General features: G+C 65.2%; 19 protein-coding genes. 7 read left to right on the forward strand and 12 right to left on the reverse strand.

Annotated features, from left to right (window positions below):
- Position 1: 1 nt before the first annotated feature.
- Together P0Y59_01610 and P0Y59_01615 are read right to left on the reverse strand one after the other, a co-directional pair.
- Positions 2-1,051: a substrate-binding domain-containing protein gene (locus P0Y59_01610; protein ID WEK00420.1), complete on the reverse strand. Its 1,050-nt coding sequence runs from the start codon at positions 1,049-1,051 to the stop codon at positions 2-4.
- Positions 1,052-1,123: 72 nt separating this feature from the next.
- Positions 1,124-2,350: an ATP-binding protein gene (locus P0Y59_01615; protein ID WEK00421.1), complete on the reverse strand. Its 1,227-nt coding sequence runs from the start codon at positions 2,348-2,350 to the stop codon at positions 1,124-1,126.
- Positions 2,351-2,444: 94 nt separating this feature from the next.
- Between P0Y59_01615 and P0Y59_01620 the strand changes: the two genes are divergently transcribed.
- From P0Y59_01620 to P0Y59_01640, 5 genes are all read left to right on the forward strand, one after another.
- Positions 2,445-2,846 carry a hypothetical protein gene (locus P0Y59_01620; GenBank protein ID WEK00422.1) on the forward strand — a complete coding sequence of 134 codons (402 nt, stop codon included), beginning with the start codon at positions 2,445-2,447 and terminating at the stop codon, positions 2,844-2,846.
- Positions 2,847-2,850: 4 nt separating this feature from the next.
- Entirely contained in the window at positions 2,851-3,126 is a 276-nt protein-coding gene (locus P0Y59_01625; protein ID WEK00423.1) for an HPr-rel-A system PqqD family peptide chaperone, read from the forward strand.
- Positions 3,123-3,983, forward strand: coding sequence for an HprK-related kinase A (locus P0Y59_01630; GenBank protein ID WEK00424.1), 861 nt, complete (start codon positions 3,123-3,125; stop codon positions 3,981-3,983). The genes P0Y59_01625 and P0Y59_01630 overlap by 4 nt, the downstream gene beginning before the upstream one ends.
- Positions 3,968-4,978 carry a nucleotidyltransferase family protein gene (locus P0Y59_01635; GenBank protein ID WEK00425.1) on the forward strand — a complete coding sequence of 337 codons (1,011 nt, stop codon included), beginning with the start codon at positions 3,968-3,970 and terminating at the stop codon, positions 4,976-4,978. The genes P0Y59_01630 and P0Y59_01635 overlap by 16 nt, the downstream gene beginning before the upstream one ends.
- 97 nt (positions 4,979-5,075) lie before the next feature.
- Complete coding sequence (locus tag P0Y59_01640; GenBank protein WEK00426.1) at positions 5,076-5,483, forward strand: DUF4019 domain-containing protein; 408 nt, start codon at positions 5,076-5,078, stop codon at positions 5,481-5,483.
- Between the two features lie 30 nt (positions 5,484-5,513).
- Here the strand turns inward: P0Y59_01640 and P0Y59_01645 are convergent, their stop codons facing one another.
- Together P0Y59_01645 and P0Y59_01650 are read right to left on the reverse strand one after the other, a co-directional pair.
- Entirely contained in the window at positions 5,514-5,867 is a 354-nt protein-coding gene (locus tag P0Y59_01645; GenBank protein ID WEK00427.1) for a hypothetical protein, read from the reverse strand.
- Entirely contained in the window at positions 5,864-6,538 is a 675-nt protein-coding gene (locus tag P0Y59_01650) for an HAD-IA family hydrolase (protein WEK00428.1), read from the reverse strand. Before P0Y59_01650 ends, P0Y59_01645 begins: the two co-directional genes overlap by 4 nt.
- A gap of 118 nt (positions 6,539-6,656) precedes the next feature.
- Here P0Y59_01650 and glmU point away from each other — a divergent pair, with 118 nt between their 5' ends.
- Together glmU and glmS are read left to right on the forward strand one after the other, a co-directional pair.
- A complete protein-coding gene (gene glmU / locus P0Y59_01655; GenBank protein WEK00429.1) occupies positions 6,657-8,015 on the forward strand; it encodes a bifunctional UDP-N-acetylglucosamine diphosphorylase/glucosamine-1-phosphate N-acetyltransferase GlmU in 1,359 nt (452 codons plus the stop codon).
- Between the two features lie 157 nt (positions 8,016-8,172).
- Positions 8,173-9,996: a glutamine--fructose-6-phosphate transaminase (isomerizing) gene (gene glmS, locus P0Y59_01660; protein ID WEK00430.1), complete on the forward strand. Its 1,824-nt coding sequence runs from the start codon at positions 8,173-8,175 to the stop codon at positions 9,994-9,996.
- A gap of 230 nt (positions 9,997-10,226) precedes the next feature.
- Here glmS and P0Y59_01665 read toward each other — a convergent pair whose 3' ends face one another.
- The 8 genes from P0Y59_01665 to P0Y59_01700 form a co-directional block, all read right to left on the reverse strand.
- The gene (locus P0Y59_01665) at positions 10,227-12,035 is read right to left on the reverse strand and encodes a RiPP maturation radical SAM C-methyltransferase (GenBank protein WEK00431.1); all 1,809 of its coding nucleotides are present in this window, start codon (positions 12,033-12,035) and stop codon (positions 10,227-10,229) included.
- Positions 12,036-12,352: 317 nt separating this feature from the next.
- The gene (locus P0Y59_01670; protein WEK00432.1) at positions 12,353-13,294 is read right to left on the reverse strand and encodes a hypothetical protein; all 942 of its coding nucleotides are present in this window, start codon (positions 13,292-13,294) and stop codon (positions 12,353-12,355) included.
- A gap of 87 nt (positions 13,295-13,381) precedes the next feature.
- Positions 13,382-15,142 (reverse strand): serine hydrolase, encoded by a 1,761-nt coding sequence (locus tag P0Y59_01675; GenBank protein ID WEK00433.1) that lies wholly within the window; start codon positions 15,140-15,142, stop codon positions 13,382-13,384.
- A gap of 52 nt (positions 15,143-15,194) precedes the next feature.
- A complete protein-coding gene (locus P0Y59_01680; protein ID WEK00434.1) occupies positions 15,195-15,842 on the reverse strand; it encodes a helix-turn-helix transcriptional regulator in 648 nt (215 codons plus the stop codon).
- 269 nt (positions 15,843-16,111) lie between these two features.
- Positions 16,112-16,924 carry an NADPH-dependent oxidoreductase gene (locus P0Y59_01685; protein WEK00435.1) on the reverse strand — a complete coding sequence of 271 codons (813 nt, stop codon included), beginning with the start codon at positions 16,922-16,924 and terminating at the stop codon, positions 16,112-16,114.
- On the reverse strand, positions 16,921-18,279 hold the full coding sequence (locus tag P0Y59_01690) for an LLM class flavin-dependent oxidoreductase (GenBank protein ID WEK00436.1): 1,359 nt from the start codon (positions 18,277-18,279) through the stop codon (positions 16,921-16,923). Before P0Y59_01690 ends, P0Y59_01685 begins: the two co-directional genes overlap by 4 nt.
- A 32-nt stretch (positions 18,280-18,311) precedes the next feature.
- A complete protein-coding gene (locus P0Y59_01695) occupies positions 18,312-19,058 on the reverse strand; it encodes an ABC transporter ATP-binding protein (GenBank protein ID WEK00437.1) in 747 nt (248 codons plus the stop codon).
- Entirely contained in the window at positions 19,055-19,915 is an 861-nt protein-coding gene (locus P0Y59_01700; protein WEK00438.1) for an ABC transporter permease, read from the reverse strand. Before P0Y59_01700 ends, P0Y59_01695 begins: the two co-directional genes overlap by 4 nt.
- Positions 19,916-19,926: the final 11 nt, after the last annotated feature.

Below are 19,926 nucleotides of genomic sequence, written 5' to 3' on the forward strand. Positions count from 1 at the left end.
CTCAGTGGAGCTTGCTCGGGTCGAGCAGCGTCTCGTTCCGGATGATCGATGCCGATTGCGCGCGAACCTCGGGTGGAGAGGCGATCAGCCCGCGCTTTACCAGCGGCCCGCTCGGGTCCCATTCCTTCGAATATTGGATCAGGAATTGGCGCAGGCCGGGGATCGCGTTGAGGTGGGCCTTCTTGACGTAGAGGAATAGCGGACGCGATCCAGGATAGCTGTTCTGCGCGATGGTCTCATAGGTCGGCTCGACGCCGTTCAGCGGCACGCCGTTCACCTCGTTGCGATTTTCCTCGAGATAGGAATAGCCGAAGATGCCGATCGCGGTCGGGTTTGAATGAAGTTTCTGGACGATCAGATTGTCGTTCTCGCCCGCGTCGATATAGGCGCCGTCCTCGCGCACCCGGCTGCAGATCTTGTCGTAGCCGTCCTTGTCGGTCTCCTTCAGGGGCTTCATCTGCGGCATCGCCGTTTCGCAGCCCTTGTTGAGGATCAGCTCTGTCAGTGCATCGCGCGTGCCGCTGGTCGCGGGCGGGCCGTAGATCTGGATCGGTATCGCGGGCAGCGCGGGATTCACGTCGCGCCAGGTGCGGGCGCTGTTCTTGGCGCCCATCGGACTTGCCGCCATCGCCTTGAAGATGTCGACCGGGGCCAGCTGGAACTTCGGCCCGTTATTCGCCTCGGCAAAGGCGATGCCGTCCAGCCCGACCTGGATTTCCAGGATGTCGCCGGCGCCGTTCGCCTTGCAGGTCGCATATTCGGACGCCTTCATCCGGCGCGATGCCGCCTCGATATCGGGGTGCGCGGCGCCGATGCCAGCGCAGAACAGTTTCATGCCCGCACCGGTGCCGGTCGATTCGATCACCGGCGTGCGGGTGTTGGGGGTGTTGTTGATGAACTGTTCGGCCACCAGCGTGGTGAAGGGATAGACCGTAGAGGACCCTACCGCCTTGATCTGGTCGCGCGATCCCGCGCCACTGCCATTCGCCTGGTCCTCGCACGCTGTCAGGGCGAGCGCAGAGAAAGCGAGAATCAGGGCGGTCCGTGTCACTGGGCGTTTCCTCGGGGAGAAATTCCTGAGTCGCGCTAGCAGCGCGATCAACGCGCCTGTGTGACAATCGCGTTACCGTTTGATGACAGTGCTTCCGTGAGCGGGCAGCAGCACCGTGACCGTGGTGCCCTTGCCCACCACGCTGGCGATGTCGAGGCGGCCGCGATGCCGTTCGACGATATGCTTGACGATCGCGAGGCCGAGGCCGGTGCCGCCCGCGGCACGGCTGCGTCCCGCATCGACCCGATAGAATCGCTCGGTCAGCCGCGGGATATGTTCGGGCGCGATCCCGTCGCCCTCGTCGGCGACGCTGATTCGCACCATGCCGGTCTGGTCCCGCCACAGCCGTACCGAGACCGGTGCGCCCGGCCTGCCATATTTGATCGCGTTGCCGATCAGATTGTGAAGCATCTGGCTGAGCTGCGCCCGGTCGCCCGCGACGGGCGGCACTTCGGCGCCGATATCAGCGGCGATCTCGTTGCCGCGCGCATCACGCGCGTCGAGCAATTCAGTCCGCACCTCGCCGATCAGATGACCCAGGTCGACTGCATTTTCGGGCAGGCGGTATTTTTCGGCCTCGATCCGGCTGAGCGAGATCAGATCCTCGACGAGCCTCTGCATTCGCCGCGATTCGTCGAACATGATCTTGAGGAAGCGGCTGCGCACCGCCTTGTCGGCGCCGGCCTCCTCTTCGAGCGTCTCGATATAGCCGAGGATCGACGCAAGCGGCGTGCGCAGTTCGTGGCTGGCATTGGCGACGAAGTCGACCCGCATGCGCTCCGCGGCATAATTGCCGGTCTGGTCGATCAGGTGGACGATGCGCTGGCCGCCCGCGGCGCGGCCGACATGCATTTCCCAGCGCTGGTCGAGCGTGCCCAGCCCGACCAGGTCGATCGGTCCTTGCGGAACCCCGGCAAGCGGACTGGCCAGCCGCTCGGCCGCCGCCGGGTGGCGGATTGCGAGCCGCACGTCCTCGCCGACGATATGCCCGCCAAGCAGCGCGCGCGCGGCTGCATTGGCATGGGTGACTCGGCCTTCGGTCACGATCAGTACTGGCTCGACAATCGCTTCGATCACCTCCGCGATTTCCGGGGCCTTGGGTGCCGTCAGGTCGGCAGTGCTCGTCGCGACCTCGGTCGGTTCGTCGCCTGAGCCCGCCGCGAGCAGTGCCGCGGCAATCCCGCCGACCAGGGCGATGAGGGTCGAGGGCAGGTCGTACGAAATCAGGAACACCGCGACCGCCGCGACGACGGCGATGACGATGGCGGTAAACGTACGGTGGCGGAACCCTTGAAGCATTGCCGTCGCTCTAGCCATTCGTCCTTAACCGGGCCAGCCTTGCTTGCCAGTCATTTGCGAATGTGAAAGGGCTAAGAAGGTAAAGGGCCTGACAATGAGTGATGAAAGCCAGGATATTCTTCCGCAGGACGGCGTGAACCGGCGCCGGGCGTTGATGCTCGGCGCGGTCGGGGCGAGCGCGATCGTCTCGATCCGTCCCGCTTTGGCGCAGACCGCGGCGTCGGTCATAACCTGCGAGATTCCCGTGCCAGATCCCGGCCGCGCCGGCAGCTATATCGCCGCGGACGGAACGCTGGTGCCGGCCCGCACGCCGGGCGCGTTCGCGCCGCCAGGCAAGCCGTTCAAGGGGCAGGCAGTAAAGGCGGCGCTCAACGGCGGGCAATTGCCCGGCACGAGCTATGAGCAGAGCCGGGCCTACACCAACTACATCCGCCGCCTGCAATCGGGAACGAGCGGCTTTACCTGCTTCGCCTCGTTGCAGATGCCTCGCGGCTGAGGACTTGTCGGAGCCATTGTACCGGATGGCGCGGGCGGAGAGCCTGCGCATCGTCCATCTCGACACGTTCGTCGCCGTCTATCACCGAACTTCCGGCATCACGCATCTGATCACCGCGCCCGCGCCCGAGATCCTCGCGACCCTGGGCGAGGCGGGCATGACCCTGGCTGCGTTGGCCGACCGGCTCGCGGAGGATTATGATCTCGGGGATACGGATTCGGCAGCGCTGGCCGCACGGCTTGAGGAACTGGTCGCGGCCGGACTGGTCTCGGCGGCATGAGGCATGTCTTCTCCGTCAGGATCGGGCCGGTAGGATTCCGGATCGGTTCCGACTGGCGCGCGCCGATCGCGCAGATGGAATCGCTCTATGCGGATTATCCCAAGCCATATGACGGTGTGCCGGACTTCAATGTGCGCCTGTTCGCGGCACGGCCATGGCGGCGCGTCGTCCGTCCGGCGGTGATGATCGGCGGCGATTTCGTCCTGCCCGAGGCTGCGCCGCTGCCTTTGGCGCAGGGGCTGCTTGCGGCCGAGATGGGCATGAACCTCCAGATGGCGCTCGGCCAGCGGCGCTATCTGCTGCTCCACGCCTCGGTGGTCGAACGCGACGGACGAGCGCTGGTGATGACCGGCATTTCCGGCGCGGGGAAATCGACCCTGGCGGCCCTGCTCGGTCTGCGCGGCTGGCGGCTGATGGGCGACGAGTTCGCGCTGGTCGATCCCCGGACCGGGCTGATCCACGCCTTTCCGCGCCTGATCAGCCTGAAGAACGCGGCGATTGGCGTGGTCGAGCAGGCGGCCCCCTCCGACACGTTCGGTACGTTGCTTGCGGGAACGCCCAAGGGCGACATCCGGCATCTCGTCCCGAACGCTGCTGCATTGGGGAATATGGATAGTCCTGCGGTCCCGGCGCTTGTCCTGTTTCCGCGCTTCGGCTTCGAGGCGGCTGACCGTCACGTCGCCCCGAGCGAGGTGTTCGTCCGGCTGACCCAGGCATCGACCAACTATGTCGCGATGGGGGAACGCGGCTTCGACGCCTTGACTCGGATCGTCACCACCGTCCCGGCGCGGGCGATCGACTATCCCGATACCGACAGCGCCATCGCGCAGGTCGAGGCGCTATGGGCGGCACTGTGACCGACGGCTGGCTGCTTGCCCGGGCGTTGCGTGTTCCTGGCAGTACGCTAGCGCTTGATGCCGAGGGCTGGACCGCGCTGATCGCGACCGCGCGTGCCGAGCAGATGATCGGGACGCTGGCGCATCGGCTCGAAGGGCTGGCGGTGCCGGGCGCGGTCTCGCGCCTCCTTGCCGACGCCCGCGCCTCTGCCGCGCAGGGATGCATCGCCGCATTGTGGGAGGCGGAGGCAGCCCGGCGAGCGCTGGCGCGGCTCGGCCTGCCGGTCGTGCTGCTCAAGGGCACCGCCTTCGTCGCGGCGGAGTTGAAAGCGGGGCAGGGGCGGTCGATCGGCGATCTCGACATCCTCGTGCCGCGCGACTCAATCGACCCGGTCGAGGCGGCGCTGCTCGCGGCGGGCTGGGAATGGGTCAAGCCCGACCCCTATGACGATGCCTATTATCGCCGCTGGATGCACGAACTGCCCCCGCTGATCCACCGCGAGCGCGACCGGATGATCGACGTGCACCACACCGTCCTGCCGCTCACCGCGCGTATCACGCCTGATGCCGCGGGTCTGCTGGCGAAGAGCATCGAGGTCGCGCCCGGGCTGCATGCTCTCTCGCCGAACGACATGCTGGTCCATGCGGCCGCCCATCTGTTCGCCGACGGCGATCTCGCGGGCGGCATGCGTAATCTCTGGGATGTGCATTGCCTGGTCGAGGAACTCGGTACCGCAGGGCTGGCCGAGCGCGCCGCGCATCATGGGCTGGCTCGAGAGGTGTCGCGCGCTATACGGCTAGCGGCGGCGCTTTACGGTGACGGCGCAAGGCTCAAACCGGCCGACCGTCTCTATCTCCGCCGCCTGACTGCGCGCGATGGCTGGGGCAGGGCGACGCGCCCTGTCACGCGGCTCGCCTTCTATATTCGCTCTCACTGGTTGCGCATGCCGCCCACGATGCTGGCGCGGCACCTGTGGACCAAATGGCGCGCGGGGCATCGGACGGGAGGCATTTAGGCCGCAGTTCATTCTTCGTGGATTGAAGTAACGGAAAAACCGATTGTTTCCTCGCGGGCGATACGTCAGCATCGGGTTCGGAAAAAGAGGGGCTCGCATGAAGAGAATCACCGTTGCGGCTTTGCTGCTTGGTCTGGCCGGGTGCTCCGCTGGCGAGGATATTCCCGTTGCCGAAAAAGCAGTGGGTCGGTTTCACGCAATGCTAGACAATGGCCAGAACGCCCAGATTTATCAGGCTTCCGCCGCCGAAATGAAGGCGGCTGCTACCGAACCCAAGCTGACGGCGTTGCTTGAGGCCGTCCACCGCAAGCTCGGCACGGTGAAGAAGGCGGAACGGAAGGGCTGGAACGACCAGGTAAATACCGGCGGCCATTTCATCACCTTGAACTATGCCACGAGCTATATGCGGGGTGAGGCGATCGAGACCTTTGTCTACAAGATTGCCGATGGGCAGGCGAGGCTGGCCGGGTACAACATCAATTCTGCCGCGATGATGATCAACTGACAACGAACCGATAGTCGCGGCGCTCGACCGCTATCGCCGGAAGATGCGACGGACCAGCGCGACCACCAACAGCACCACGATGACGCTGGCCGTGTCGGCTACCCAGTCCATGATGTCGCAGTCGCGGTGCAGCGAGGGAATCGACTGCGCCACTTCGATCAGCGCGCCGAGGAAGGACAGCCGCTCGGCGATGCGTAGCAGCGGAACCTTTGCGTAGCCGATGGCGGCAAGCGCGGCGAGCACGCCGAACGCCAGCATATGTTCGAACTTGTCGCCGAACTGGTCGATCGGGGTGTGCGGGGGATGGGGCAGGACCGCCATGACGACCGCGAACAGTAGAGCGGCCCAGAAGGCGGTCCTGGCCGCCAGCGTGCGATAGGTCAAACGGACATGCCTTCGAGAGTAGGAATCAGCGAATCATAGTGATCGATTATCCGGTCCGCGCCTAGCTCCTCGACTGGCTGCAACAGGAAACCGAAGCTGACAGCGATGCTCGGCACGCCGGCATTCTTCGCCGCCATGACGTCATAGATCGAATCGCCGACAAAGGCAGCGCGGCCGCCGCCGAGCCGCCGGATCATCTCGTCGATCGGCGCACGATGCGGCTTGGCGAAGCCCTTGCCCATGGTGTCGCCGCCGATCAGCGTGTCGAACCGGTCGCGCAGGCCCAGCTCGCCCAGCAGCTTTTCCGCCAGCGCTTCGAACTTGTTGGTCACGACCGCCGTCTTCACGCCCATTGCTCTGAGCCCTTCGACCGCCGCTACCGCGCCGGGAAAGGGGCGGCTCTCCACTGCGATATGCGCCTCGTAATAGCCGAGCAGCAGCTTGTAGAGCCGCCGGAATTCCTCGTCGCTGCAGCCGCCGGTCGCCGCCAGGGTTCGCTCCAGCATCACCTTGGCGCCTGCGCCGACCATCGGCTTGACCTGCTCGATCGTCAGCAGCTCTCGTCCGGCCTCGGCCAGCGTGTGGTTCACCGCCGCGCTAAGGTCCCCGATCGTGTCGAGAAAGGTCCCGTCCAGGTCGAAACCGACAATATCGAATGAAAATGTCGTCATGGCATGTTCGCCTGCCAGCCGGGCTATGGAATTGGCAAGACAATCATGGCACTGGCTTTCCGTATCGGGACGTTTTTTCCGCTAGTCCCCGGCGCGATCGGAGTAGGTTTCAGGCACCGTGACCAATCGACCTGTCGCCGCGATCATCCTTGCCGCCGGCAAGGGCACGCGCATGAAATCCGACCTGCACAAGGTGCTTCACCCGATCGCGGGGCGGCCCATGCTGCTTCACCTGATCGACAGTGTGTCGGCGCTGGAACCCGAACGCACCGTGGTGGTGACAGGCGCCGGGCGCGAGCAGGTCGAGGCCGCAGTGTCCCCGCTCGGCGTGATGACCGTCGTGCAGGGCGAACAGCTCGGCACGGCTCATGCGGTGCACCAGGCCGAAGAGGCGATGGGCGGCTTCGCGGGTGATATCCTGATCCTTTATGGCGATGTGCCGCTTGTCACCAGCGCCACCATGGCGCGCATGCTGGAACGCCTGCACGGTGTAGATAAGCCTGCCACAGTCGTGCTCGGCTTCCGCCCGGTCGATCCCGCTGCCTATGGCCGGGTGATCGCCGATGGCGACGGACGTATCGTGAAGATGGTCGAATATAAGGATGCGACCCCCGGGGAACGCGCCGAGACGCTCTGCAACTCGGGCCTGATGGCGGTGCGCGGCGAGGATCTGTTCGCGCTGCTCGCCCGGGTGGGCAATGACAATGCCGCCGGCGAATTCTACCTGCCCGATATCGTCATGCTCGCGGCCGAGGATGGCCGCTCTTCGGCAGTGATCGAGACCGATGCGGTCGAGGTCGCGGGCGTCAACAGCCGCGGCGAACTGGCGGTGGTGGAGGCGAGCTGGCAGCACGGTCGGCGCGCGCGCGCCATGGCTGAGGGGGCAACCCTGATCGCGCCTGAAACCGTGTGGTTCGCCTATGATACGTGGATCGGTCGCGACGTCGTGATCGAACCTAATGTCTTTTTCGGCCCCGGTGTCAGCATCGCCGACGGTGCGGTGATCCACGGCTTCAGCCATATCGAAGGCGCGACAATCGGCTTGAAGGCCGAGGTCGGCCCCTATGCCCGGCTCCGCCCGGGCGCGGTGCTGGGCGAGAAGGCGAAGGTCGGCAATTTCGTCGAGATGAAGAAGGCGGTGCTCGGCCCGGGTGCAAAGGCCAGCCACCTTACCTATCTGGGCGATGCGGAGGTCGGCGCGGGCGCGAACATCGGCGCTGGCACGATCACCTGCAACTATGACGGCTATTTCAAATACAAGACCGTGATCGGCGAGGGCGCCTTTATCGGATCGAACAGCGCCCTGGTCGCACCGGTCACGATCGGCGCGGGGGCGATGGTTGCCGCCGGATCGGTTATCACGAGGAACGTCGAGGCGGATGCGCTGGCGATCGCTCGGAGCAAGCAGGAGGCCAGGCCCGGGCGCGCCAGGCGCTTTCGCGACGTGATGGCGGCGGAGAAGGCCGCGAAGAAATGATTTTCTCCCCTCCCTGAAGGGAGGGGCAGGGGGTGGGTAGCGAGCGCAGCGAGCCTTCCACCCTCACCGTAAAAGCGCCGCCCGGGGGTATCGAGCCTCCGGCGCCGCTGACCCACCCCAAGCCCTTCCCTTTCAGGGAAGGGGGAGATTGCAAGCTATGTGCGGTATTGTTGGAATTCTCGGCAAAGGCCCTGTTGCTGATCGGCTGCTCGACGGCCTCAAGCGTCTCGAATATCGCGGTTATGATTCAGCCGGTATCTGCACCGTGCATGACGGTGAGTTTGATCGTCGCCGCGCGCCGGGCAAGCTGGTCAATCTCGCCGCGGAGCTGGCGAAGGATCCGCTTCCGGGCGACAGCGGCATTGCGCATACCCGTTGGGCGACGCACGGCGCGCCGACCGTTGACAACGCTCATCCGCATATCGTCGGCGATGTGGTGCTGGTCCACAACGGCATCATCGAGAATTTCAAACCGCTCCGCGACGAGCTGATCGCCGAAGGGCGTGAGTTCAAAAGCCAGACCGACACCGAGGTCGTCGCTCACCTGATCGACCGCGAGCTTGCCCGCGGTTTCGCCCCGCGTGAGGCGGTGGCGAACGTGCTGCCGCGCCTCCACGGCGCCTTCGCGCTCGGCGTCATGTTCAAGTCTGAACCCGATCTTCTGATTGGCGCCCGGCTCGGTGCGCCGCTCACCGTCGGCTATGGCGATGGCGAGAATTATCTGGGCTCAGACGCGCTCGCGCTCGCGCCGCTGACCCAGCGTATCGCCTATCTCGAAGAGGGCGACTGGGCGGTCGTGAAGCGCGAGCGTATCCAGGTTTATGATCGGGAGAATAATCCGGTCACGCGCCCCATCGTCAATTCCGGCGCCTCGGGCCAGTTGATGGACAAGGGCAACCACCGCCACTTCATGCTCAAGGAGATCTACGAGCAGCCGGTGGTCGTGGCCCAGACCCTGCGTTCCTATCTCCGCCCGATCGAGGAAATGGTCGCGCTGCCCGACATGGAGTTCGACCTCGGCTCGGTCGAGCGAGTTGCCATCGTCGCCTGCGGCACGGCCTCCTATGTCGGCATGATCGGCAAATACTGGATCGAGCAGTTCGCCCGGGTCCAGGTCGAGGTCGATGTCGCGTCCGAGTTCCGCTACCGCGATCCGGTCCTCACCCCCGACATGCTCGGCATCGTCATCTCGCAATCGGGCGAGACCGCCGACACGCTCGCCGCGCTGCGCCACATGAAGGCGGCGGGGCTGACGACAGCGGGCATCATCAACGTGCCGACCAGCTCGATGGCGCGCGAGGTGGATCTGCTGCTGCCGACTCATGCGGGTCCGGAGATCGGCGTCGCCTCGACCAAGGCCTTCACCTGCCAGCTCGCTGTGATGGCCGCGCTCTCGATCAACCTCGCCCGCGCCAAGGGCAGGCTGACTCACGAGATGGAGCGCGAGATCGTTGCCCATCTGCGCGCGGTGCCCGAGGCGATGAATCATGCGCTCAGCCATGACGCTGAGATCGAGGCGATGGCACCGAAGATCGCGGTCGCGCGCGACGTGCTTTATCTCGGCCGCGGCCCTGACTATCCGATGGCGCTGGAGGGCGCACTGAAGCTCAAGGAAATCAGCTACATCCATGCCGAAGGCTATGCCTCGGGCGAAATGAAGCACGGGCCCATCGCGCTGATCGATGATCAGGTCCCGCTGATCGTCATCGCGCCCTCCGGCCCGTTGTTCGACAAGACAGTGAGCAACATGCAGGAGGCGCAGGCGCGCGGCGCGCAGGTCGTGCTGATCTCCGATGCGGATGGCATTGCCCAGGCGGGCGAGAACACCATCGCCACGATCGAGATGCCCAAGGTCCACCCGCTGATCGCTCCGTTGGTGTATGCGGTGCCGGTGCAGTTGCTGGCGTATCATGTCGCCGTGGCCAAGGGCACCGATGTCGACCAGCCGCGCAACCTGGCGAAATCGGTGACGGTCGAATAACTGCCCCTGTCTCGAGAGGATTTGGGCGAATCCACCTCCTCCACTGCTTCCCCGGCGAAGGCCGGGGTCCAGTGGGGAGACGTCTTTGGATAGGGTTGCGCGTCGTTACATCGACTTTCCTGACTGGATCCCGCCCTTCGCCGGGGAAGGTATAAGACAGGCCTCGAATAACCTCGGCGGCGATTACAGCGACGCGCCGGCACAGCCCCCGCTGGCGCTGTCGATCAGGTTTACAACGACGAGGCTTCGGCCATCATGGGAACGCGCGCTCGGTTCGGCTCCGCTGATGCCCGGCGAACCACCACGCTCAGCAGCAGATTCTCGTGGTCGATGACATAACGCCGCTGAAGAAGGAAATCGAGATGCTCCGCCACTGCCTCGGGCAGGCCCTCGCGTGGGCGGGGACGCTCCAGCTGAGCCAGTGCGTTGACCGCCGCGGGAGAAAGCACGGAGAGCGCCTCGCGCGCGATGGGCCGTGTGTCGATGACGACGCCGCCGCCGCTCGCCTTCGTTTCCAGAAGCAGAAGTGGACGCTGCGCACGCAGCCACAAACGCTTCCAATGATCCACGCTGTCGCGAAACTCTTTCACCAGCGCCGTGTCCGAGAGGAACTCGGTCGTGTAGATGCCGTCGAAATGATAGGCGATCTCGTCGAGAGGCGCGTCTGACGGATAGAGGCCCCGATAGATCTCGAACGGCTTGATCTCGGGAATGCCCAGGCGCTCGTGATCGTCGAAATTCGGGCTGAACCGGTCGATCATGATCTCGGAGATGCCGTCAGGCGGCCGGAAATGCACGATTGCCGGAAAGATGGCGAGCATGTCGCGATAATTCTGCTGAGTCTCGCCCGGGAAGCCGTAGATCAGGTTCCAGCCGGCGCGCATGCCGTGCTTGGCGCTGCTGCGCAACAGCATGATGTTCTGGTGCGCCGAAACGCCTTTGCGCATCAATTTCAGGACCGGTGTCGACAAGGATTCGACACCCGGCTGGATGCTGTAGACACCGGCCGTGCGCATCAGGGCCACTTGCTCTTCCTTGAGGTTCGCCTTCACCTCGTAGAACAATTTCGGCGGGCGGGGCATGGCAGCCAGCTGAGGCAGCACAGTCGCGAAATAGGAATTCGGGATGATGTTGTCGGCCGTGCGGATCGGTCGGCCGTCCCATCGCTCATCGAGCGCGGTGAGCTCCCGCACAACCCGCTCGGACCCCTTTTCGCGGAAATTCATGCTTGCCTGGTTGAGGCCGCAGAAGATGCAATGATGCTTGGCGCCCCACCAGCAGCCGCGCGACGACTCATATGTCACATATCCGGGAAGCTCTGGCGGCAGCCGCCCGGCGTCCTGCTGCTCTCGCAACGCGGCGATGAAGTCGGAGAAATCGGCGTCAGGCGAGTCGGCCATGTTCTGCAATGGCGCGCACTCGACGATTCGCCCGGCAGGGCGCTCGCCCCTGCGTAGATAGGCCTCGCAGAAATCCGGAAAGGCGACATCCGCCTCGCCGTCGAAGAAATAATCGACACAGTCGAATATCGGCGCAAGCGCTTTCGCCATCACGCCGGTGACGTTGGCGCCGCCCATCACGATCAGCGCGTCGGGCAGGGCGGCGCGTACCCGCCGCGCAATGGCGAACGCCGACATATTCTGCTGGAACATGTTGGTGATGCCGACGATGCGCGGCTTCTTGGCGGCGATCGCCTGCACGACCTCGTCAAGATGCGGTCCGACGGCAGGCGCGACGCTCGCGATTAGATCGAGCATTTGCGGGTGCTCGATGCCTTCGGGAATGCGTGCGAGGGTCTCAGGCGGATACGCGTGCGGCTTGAAAATATACTCGCCCGGCTGCTTGCGCACCAACGTGCCGCAAATCGTCTCGTAGAGTTCGTAGCCGATGCGCGCTCCCATCAACACGCTGGCATAGACCGCCCCGACACGGAAACCCCGCTGCCGGCAGGCCGCGATCAGAACGGAGGTACCGAGGGGTGTCAGATTCAGCGTATCGAACGCTGGTACGACAATACAGAGGTCGGTTTCCGTTTCCAATTTCCTCGTTCCTCCCAAGAACGGCCGCTTCATCGCGGGGCCCCTGATCCTGTACGACTGCCCCTGCCTTTCGGCAATCATCATCGGCCCCGGGCCATATACTTTAGGCGTATGCGAGGCACTGCTTGAGAAAAACTGCACCCGATCTTGGCTGCATCGGGATAGTCTGGGGAATTTATTGCCCGGAACGCCAGCCGCGCTTGAACTTGTGCCGGCCGTATACGTCCGTACGGAAGGCGATACGGGTCTCGGTCGGCAGCGCGATGAGAGAGGTCGGATAGGCCGGTAGCTGCACGGGCAGCGCGATTGCCTCGTCTTTATTGTGGTGCCTCTGCGGTCGAGACGACAAGGCAATCCGCCGATGTGCAGGGGGCTTCGGGTGGTTCCGGGTGCTCGATCCGCACGCTATAGGCAAGCTTGTCGGCGCTGGCCGATGTGATCGTCACCAGAATGTCCCTGATATGGGCCTGTTTGACACCGACAGGGAAGGTTTCGATCTGGCCACTGCCGGCATGGACGAGGTCGGAGATCGAATAGCCGCGTACCTCGAACTGGAGCTCGCCCTTCCGGATGCCTTGATAGGCGATATCATATATCCGGCCCACCTCGTCCGGCGAATAGGCGCTTGGGTCAGGTATCACGGGCCCCACGCTGTAATCGCGCGGCGGCACGATGGCGTCGCCCGTCCGGGCGACCTGGGCTGCACCGAAACTCGCGGTCGCCGGCGCTGTCGACCGAATGATGGGCACGGCCGGATTGGCTGCCATCTGGTCGTGCAGCGCCCGGGCGGGCTCGCCATTCGATGCCCACAGCGCCCTGGCGAAGGCGATGTCGTCGATTGCTATCGGAAAGGCGACGAGACCGGCGCGACCGGTTTCCGATGCACAGACAAACGCCAGTTCGCCCGTCGCCACCCTGTCGTCGGGGGAGACGTCCTCGAGCGTCGCCCGGGGACGGGTGGATGTATCGATCTTGCGGTCGGCGGGATCGTGCCGTTCGATCCCCATCCAGCCCGACTGGTGCTTGCGGCAATCGCTCTGCATGTAGAGACGGCGCGTTTCGATGACCCGGCCGCCTTCTCCGGCGACCTCCAGCGACCAATAGGTTACCGTGTCGCCGGCCCGTTCGATGGAACTCGCCTCGACGAAGGTGACGCGATCGGCATCGTGCCCGACATACCACCATGGTGCCGCGAAGGCCGGAAGGCTGGCGCAGGAACAGACCAGTGCCGACAGCCCGGATATGATACGCGTCCGCATGGCCTTCTCCCGCATCCTGCGAAGCGCTTGATGCACATCGGCGACGCAAGCAACAGAATTTATGGGAGCAATTTTCGCGGGCCAGGCTCAGTCGACGGCCGGCAGGATATATTTGGGCGTGTAGATTTCCTGCGGCACGTACATCACCTTGTCGCTGTAATTGCCGCCGAAGATCGCGACCACGAGATCAAGCGCGGGGACGACCATCACGACCTGTCCGCCATTGCCCGCCGCATAATAGGCCGCCAGCTTCCTGCCCTTGTAGGGCAGGTCGATGCCCCACCAGAAATACCCATAGTGAAGGCCGCGCATCTCGCGGATCGGGGCGGTTGATCGCTTTGCCCATGCCGTGCTCACGATGCGGCGGCCATGCCAGACGCCGCCGTCGAGCATCATCTGGCCCAGCTTCATGAAGTCGCGCGGGATAAACTGCGCACCGCCGCCCATATAGGGCTGCCCGGTCGGCTGCACATTGAGCGCATAGCGTCCGAACTGCATCGGGCGGGCGATCAGCCGGTCGAAACTGTCCTCCAGCCTGGTGCCGGTCGCTTTGGCCAGTACGCCCCCGGCCAAATTGGGGTTGGTGCTGCAATAGATCGCCGCCTCGCCCGGCGCCGCCGCCATCGGCAGGTCGAGCGCATAGCGGTACCAGTCAGGCTGCGCGTCCTGATTCTGCATCACATCCTCATTGCCCGGTGCCTTGGGGTCGCGGTCGTCGCAGTGAAAGCCGGAGGACATGGTCATCAGATGTTCCAGCGTCATTGCCCGCTTGCGTGGTTCCAGGCCGGGCGGGAAAGTGCCGTCGTCCATCATGCCGTACACCGGCGTCGCGGGGCTCAACCTGGCGCCGTTCTGGATGGCGGCACCGATCAGCACCGAGGTCATGCTCTTCGCCGCTGACCGTGTGTCGTGCAGTTGGGTGCCGTCCTGCCCGTGGAAATATTCCTCCAGCACAAGCTTGCCGTGCCGGGCGATCAGCACGCCGTGAATGTCCTGCGCGTGCACCGAATCCATCGGCGTATCGATCAGCATCTGGACGAACCGCTCGATCGCTGGCCGGGCGATCCCGACCGTATCGAGCGATGCCACTGGCCAGCCGTCACTCCGCGCCAGCGGCGCGCGATAGGCATAGGGCGCCTTGCCGGGTCGGGGATAGAAATCGCTGTCGTCGCCCGCGCGCCTGAAATCATAAGTGGCGCCACGCCCGGGGATGAAGATCGACAGCATGTCGTCGTCGGCATTGTAGGTGCCGCCGGTGATCGGCACCTCCTTTTCCGCGCCGCCGGGCTTGCCGAGCAGCGTGACCTTGTCCCCGTCGCGCGCGATATGCTGCAAGTTGAGGAACCGGCCGATGTTGCGATCCGGGTTGCGCAGGAAAACGCGGGCACCGCCATCGGGATCGGCATCGATCTTGAGAAACAGCGTGAAGCTGTCATCCAGTGGACTAACCTCACCCCGCCACAGACCGGGGCCATGGGCGACGAGATCGACTGGCGTCAGATACGCGGTGCCGCTGGTCACGGTGCGTTGCTGCAACCAATGGCCGTGGATGCGATTGCCACTGTCGATCAGGGACCCGCGAAAGCTGCCCTCGCCGTTCGGCAGGGTAAAGGTGATGGTGTTGCCGTCGGCGGTGACGGTCGCGCGGCGGCCGGCGAGCTCAGCGCGCCAGGACTTGCCGTCGCGCACGATAGTCAGTTCGCCACGGATATCCGGCCCGAAGCGTTTCTTCGCCTGCCACAAGCCGGCCAGGTCGCTCGATTTTTCGGGAGCGGCGGCGGCCAAGGCGGGGGCGACGGTCAGCCCGGCGGTGATCGCTATGGCGGCAGCGCTCTTGAACATACGCATAGGGGGTTCCGATCGGGGGTGTTGCCGGACCCCCTGCAACAAGGGCCTCGCCTCAGTCTTGTATCCGCGCAACATCGCGTTCCCGGCGCCATCCGCTTGGCGTGCTGCGAAAGGCGGAACGAAAGGCGCGGTTGAAATGCGCCTGGTCCGCAAAGCCGGTGGCGCAGGCGATATCGGCCAGCGACGCGCGCGACGCGCCCAGCATCGCCGCCGCCCGCTCAAGCCGCCGTCCGCGCAGATATTCTCCGGGCGAGCAGGCGAGATAGCGCCTGAACACACGGGCCAGGTGAACGGGATGCACCCCGGCTTCATTGGCCAGGTCGGCGACGCTCAGATCGGCACGGTCTCCCGTGAAGCTCATCTCGAACACGCGGCGCAGCCAGGGCGGAGGGCCCGTCGCGGCGGAGGCTTCGTCAGACGTCGGCGCTTGCACGCTGGCGACCAGTTGATGCGCCCGTCCGTCGAGTCCGATCGGCGACAACGCCATATCGGCTATCTCCCGGGCAATACAGTGGGCTGTCCAGATCGCATAGGGATCGAGCACCGTGATCGCGCGCGCTTCGTCGGCAGCCGGCCCGCCGGACACCGCAAGAAAACTTCCCTGGCCGCGATAGAAGCGATCGCGATGCGTGGTGCCGGCCGGGTTGTACACGAGCAGCGGCGTGGTCGAGGCGATGGGGGCACCGGCGGCGGACGACATGATCGGCCGGCGAGCACCAGCACGAAATGCGCCTCGTCATGGGTGTGGGTCTCCACCTCTTCCTCGGGCGCGGTTGCGTCGAGGCGGTGGAAGGTGAAACCGGCGGCTTCACGATAGGCGGGGCCCGAGCCCCAGAACTCGTGCCGCGCGCGTCGAATTGGCAAGCCGAGTCTCCATGCGGCGACCGTCCAGCCGCGCTGCCCTGTCTGTAATACCTGGATAACAGGGGTGGAACGCGCACGAAAGCGCGACGACCGGCTTTTGCGATCCTAGCGGAGTGCGAAGCCCAGATCGCCCAGCACCGCGCGCAACACATGCCGCCCCGCCATCGATTGCGGCCCGCGCGTTCGGTCCCCCGCCAGTTCCGTCCAGCCACGCTCGGCCATTCCCTGCTCCCGCTGGAAGGCCCGGAGGCGGTCATCATAGGCATGGGCACTGTCATGCTGCCGCTTGGTCCAGACATAGGTCTCATGGAACAGCACTGACGACTGGGGCAGGCGGGGCTTGATCGAGGCCGGGCGTGCCGGGTCGGGTTTGCCGACGACAAGGCCGAAGAGCGGGAACATCCTCGGGGGCAGGTCGAGTTCCTCCGCAACCTCGGCGGGGCGGTTGCGGATGCCGCCGATATAGACCGACCCCAGCCCGAGCGACTCCAGCGCCACGACGGCGTTCTGCGCCGCCAGCGAGGTATCGACCGATCCGAGCAGGAAGGTCTCGATATAGTCCAGCGCTTCCGCTGGCATGCCGCGCGCGATTGCCAGCTGAGTCAGCCGGTCGAAATCGATAAGCCAGACGAGCAGCAGTGGCGCTTCCACGATGTGTTTCTGCGATCCGGCCAGCGCCGCCAGCCGCGCCTTGCGTTCCGGGTCCTGCACGGCGACCACGCTCCAGACCTGCAGGTTGGACGAGGACGCTGCCGATTGCGCCGCCGCGACAAGCGTTTCGATCGTCCCCTCGGGCAAAGGATCGGGCAGATAGGCCCGCACCGATCGGTGCTCGATCAGCAGGTCGATCGCCGCGTTGCGGTGGATCGCCGCGCTGTCGTCATGGCGATAGCGCGCCTTCAGGGCCGCCTCGCTCACGACGCCTCGGCCACTGCGGCGGTGCGCCCGGCGAAACTGTTCTCCGGTCGCCTCAGGCCCAGATTCTCGCGCAGCGTCCGCCCTTCATATTCCTCGCGGAACAGCCCGCGGCGCTGCAGAATCGGCACGACATGATCGACAAAGTCGGTCAGCCCGGTCGGGAGGGTCGGCGGCATCACGTTGAAGCCATCGGCAGCGCCGGTCTGGAACCATGTCTGGATCAGGTCGGCGACCTGTTCGGGCGTGCCGACCGTGGTCAGGTGGCCGCGCGCGGTGGAGACCTGGCGATAGAGCTGGCGCAGCGTCGGCCGCTCACGCTCGACCAGGTCGGAGACCAGCTTCAGGCGGCTCTTGCTGCCATTGGTGTCGCCTGGCAACGGCGGCGCGATATCGTCGAGCGTGTAGCTCGACAGGTCGACGCCCTGATAATGCCGGTTCAATATGCCCCAGGCGACCGCTGGGTGGACCAGCGACTGCAACTCTTCATATTTCGCCTGCGCCTCGGCCTCGGTACCGCCCAGCACGGCGAAGATACCCGGCATCACCAGCAAATCCTCGCGCCGTCGCCCATATCTCCCAAGCCGTGCCTTCACATCGGCATAAAATTCCTGCGCATCCTCAAGCAGCAGGTTCGCGGTGAAGATCACCTCTGCTGTCCGTGCCGCCAGCTCGCGCCCTGGTTCGGACGCGCCGGCCTGCACGATCACCGGATAACCCTGCGGCGGCCGCGCGATGTTGAGCGGCCCGCGCACCTGGAAATGCTCGCCCTGATGGCCGAGCACATGGAATTTCCCCGTGTCGAGGAACACCCCCGCCGCACGGTCGCGGACGAACGCATCATCCTCGTAACTGTCCCACAGGCCCTTCACGACATCGATATATTCCTCGGCCCGCTCATAGCGTTTCGAATGTTCGAGATGTTCGGTGCGGCTGAAATTGGCCGACACGTCGGCGCCGGTGGTGACGACATTCCACGCCGCCCGCCCGCCGGTGATCCAGTCGAGCGACGCGAATTTCCGAGCGGTGGTGTACGGGTCCTCATAGGTCGTGGTCGAGGTGGCGACGAACCCCAGCCGCTCGGTGACCTGCGATAACGCCGCCCACAAAGTTACCGGCTCGAAATGCGCTGCCTTGGCATTCTGACGGAATGTCGCCTCGTCGGTGAAATCGGCGTAGCCGCCGGGGCTGTCCGCGACGAACACCAGGTCGAACTTGCCGCGCTCCGCGGTCCGCGCGAGCCCTTTGTAATGCTCCAGATTATGCCCCGCATCGGCGTCGGTATCCGGGTGAAGCCAAGCCGAGACATGATGGCCGGTCGCCTGGAGAAACGCACCGAGACGAAGTTTGCGATCCAAGGGCTTGCGATCTTTGGGGTTCCGATCTGGGGTCATGCCGGGATCCTTTCGCTGCGGGCATAGGGAGAGGTGGCTGCGTCGACCGCGACGCCGAGCAGGCCGAGCAGTTCCTGCTGGAGCGCCGCTGTCCGTTCGCGCCGGGCGGTGCCGCTGGGCGGCAGGGCGACGCGGATGTCGGCGACGATCTTGCCGTCATCGAGTACGACCACCCGGTCAGCCAGCTCGATCGCCTCGTCGACGTCGTGCGTGACGAGCAGGACGGCGGGATTATAGACCTCGGACAGGCGCCGAAGCAGCGCGTGCATGCGGATCCGGGTCAGCGCATCGAGCGCCCCGAACGGTTCGTCGGCCAGCAGCAGCGCCGGCCCGCGCACCAGCGATCGCGCCAGGGCGACCCGTTGCTGCTCGCCGCCGGAAAGCTCATAGGGCCAGCTATTCTCGCGCCCGGCCAGCCCGACTTCATCCAGAGCCTTGAGCCCGCGCGCCTGCCGGTCGGCACCGGTCAGGCCGAGCAGGACATTGTCGAGCACGCGCTTCCATGGCAGCAGCCGCGCATCCTGAAATACCACCGAAAGACGTTCCGGTACCAGGATCGTACCCGTACCCTCCGCCTCATGATCCAGCCCGGCCAGCGCGCGGAGCAAAGTGCTCTTGCCCGATCCGCTCCTGCCGAGCAGCGCGACGAACTCGCCGGTGTCGATGTCGAGATCGATGCCGTCAAGCACACCCTTCCGGGTGAAACGGCGGACCAGGCTGCGAACCTGGACGACGGCGCTCACGACGCGAGCGTCCGGCGCCAGCGGAGCGCGCGTTGCTGGATCAGCCGTACCGCCGCATCCGATGTCAGGCCGAGCAGGGCGTAGACGACAAGCCCGACCAGCATGATGTCGGTCTGCGCATAGTTGCGCGCGAGGGTGATCATGTACCCGATTCCACTCGTCGCATTGAGCTGCTCGACCACGACCAGCGCCAGCCACGACGCAGTCACGCCGAAACGGAGGCCGGTGAGCAGGCCGGGCAACGCGCCGGGCAGCACGACATGGCGGATGAAGCCCCAGCGGCTCAGTTCCAGCGTTTCCGCCAGTTCGACCTGCTTCAGGTCGATCGCGCGAAGCGCCGTATGAGTCTGGATATAGACGGGGGCGAATACCGTGACGGCGATCACCGTCACCTTCATGCCTTCGCCGACACCGAACCACAGCACCATGAACGGGATCAGCGCCAGCACCGGAATCCCGCGCTTCAACTGCACCAGCCCGTCGATCACATAGCCGCCGAGCAGGGTCAGCCCGGACAGCAAGGCGAGCACGACCCCGATGGTCGTGCCGAAGACGAGACCCTGTCCTGCACGCCAGGCCGACACGGCGAGGTTATCCTGCAGTCGCCCGTCGCGGAGCAGGTCGATTGCCGTCTCGACTGCGGTCCAGGGCGCCGGCAGCACGCGCGGGTCGAGCCAGCCGGTGGCCGACAGCACCGACCAGTAGAGCAGCAGCAGCCCCGGCCCCAGGATCCAGCCCCAGGCGAGCGGCGCGCCAAGGCCAAGCCGGCGCAGGCCCGGCTGCTGGCTTCGCGTACCCTGCGCCGGGACGAAATGCCTGGGCGGTGCGACGATCAATTGGGGGAAGGGAGCGTTCATGACATCTCCGG

The organism is Candidatus Sphingomonas phytovorans, assembly GCA_029202385.1.
Taxonomy (GTDB): domain Bacteria; phylum Pseudomonadota; class Alphaproteobacteria; order Sphingomonadales; family Sphingomonadaceae; genus Sphingomonas; species Sphingomonas phytovorans.

What these genes read in the sequence shown, in the direction of transcription:
- P0Y59_01630 (WEK00424.1), top strand. Translation starts at nt 3,123, where the DNA reads ATGAGGCATGTCTTCTCCGTCAGGATCGGGCCGGTAGGATTCCGGATC.
- glmS (WEK00430.1), top strand. Translation starts at nt 8,173, where the DNA reads ATGTGCGGTATTGTTGGAATTCTCGGCAAAGGCCCTGTTGCTGATCGG.
- P0Y59_01675 (WEK00433.1), bottom strand. Translation starts at nt 15,142, where the DNA reads ATGCGTATGTTCAAGAGCGCTGCCGCCATAGCGATCACCGCCGGGCTG.
- P0Y59_01615 (WEK00421.1), bottom strand. Translation starts at nt 2,350, where the DNA reads ATGCTTCAAGGGTTCCGCCACCGTACGTTTACCGCCATCGTCATCGCC.
- P0Y59_01670 (WEK00432.1), bottom strand. Translation starts at nt 13,294, where the DNA reads ATGCGGACGCGTATCATATCCGGGCTGTCGGCACTGGTCTGTTCCTGC.
- P0Y59_01680 (WEK00434.1), bottom strand. Translation starts at nt 15,842, where the DNA reads ATGTCGTCCGCCGCCGGTGCCCCCATCGCCTCGACCACGCCGCTGCTC.
- P0Y59_01620 (WEK00422.1), top strand. Translation starts at nt 2,445, where the DNA reads ATGAGTGATGAAAGCCAGGATATTCTTCCGCAGGACGGCGTGAACCGG.
- P0Y59_01650 (WEK00428.1), bottom strand. Translation starts at nt 6,538, where the DNA reads ATGACGACATTTTCATTCGATATTGTCGGTTTCGACCTGGACGGGACC.
- P0Y59_01635 (WEK00425.1), top strand. Translation starts at nt 3,968, where the DNA reads ATGGGCGGCACTGTGACCGACGGCTGGCTGCTTGCCCGGGCGTTGCGT.
- P0Y59_01700 (WEK00438.1), bottom strand. Translation starts at nt 19,915, where the DNA reads ATGAACGCTCCCTTCCCCCAATTGATCGTCGCACCGCCCAGGCATTTC.
- P0Y59_01640 (WEK00426.1), top strand. Translation starts at nt 5,076, where the DNA reads ATGAAGAGAATCACCGTTGCGGCTTTGCTGCTTGGTCTGGCCGGGTGC.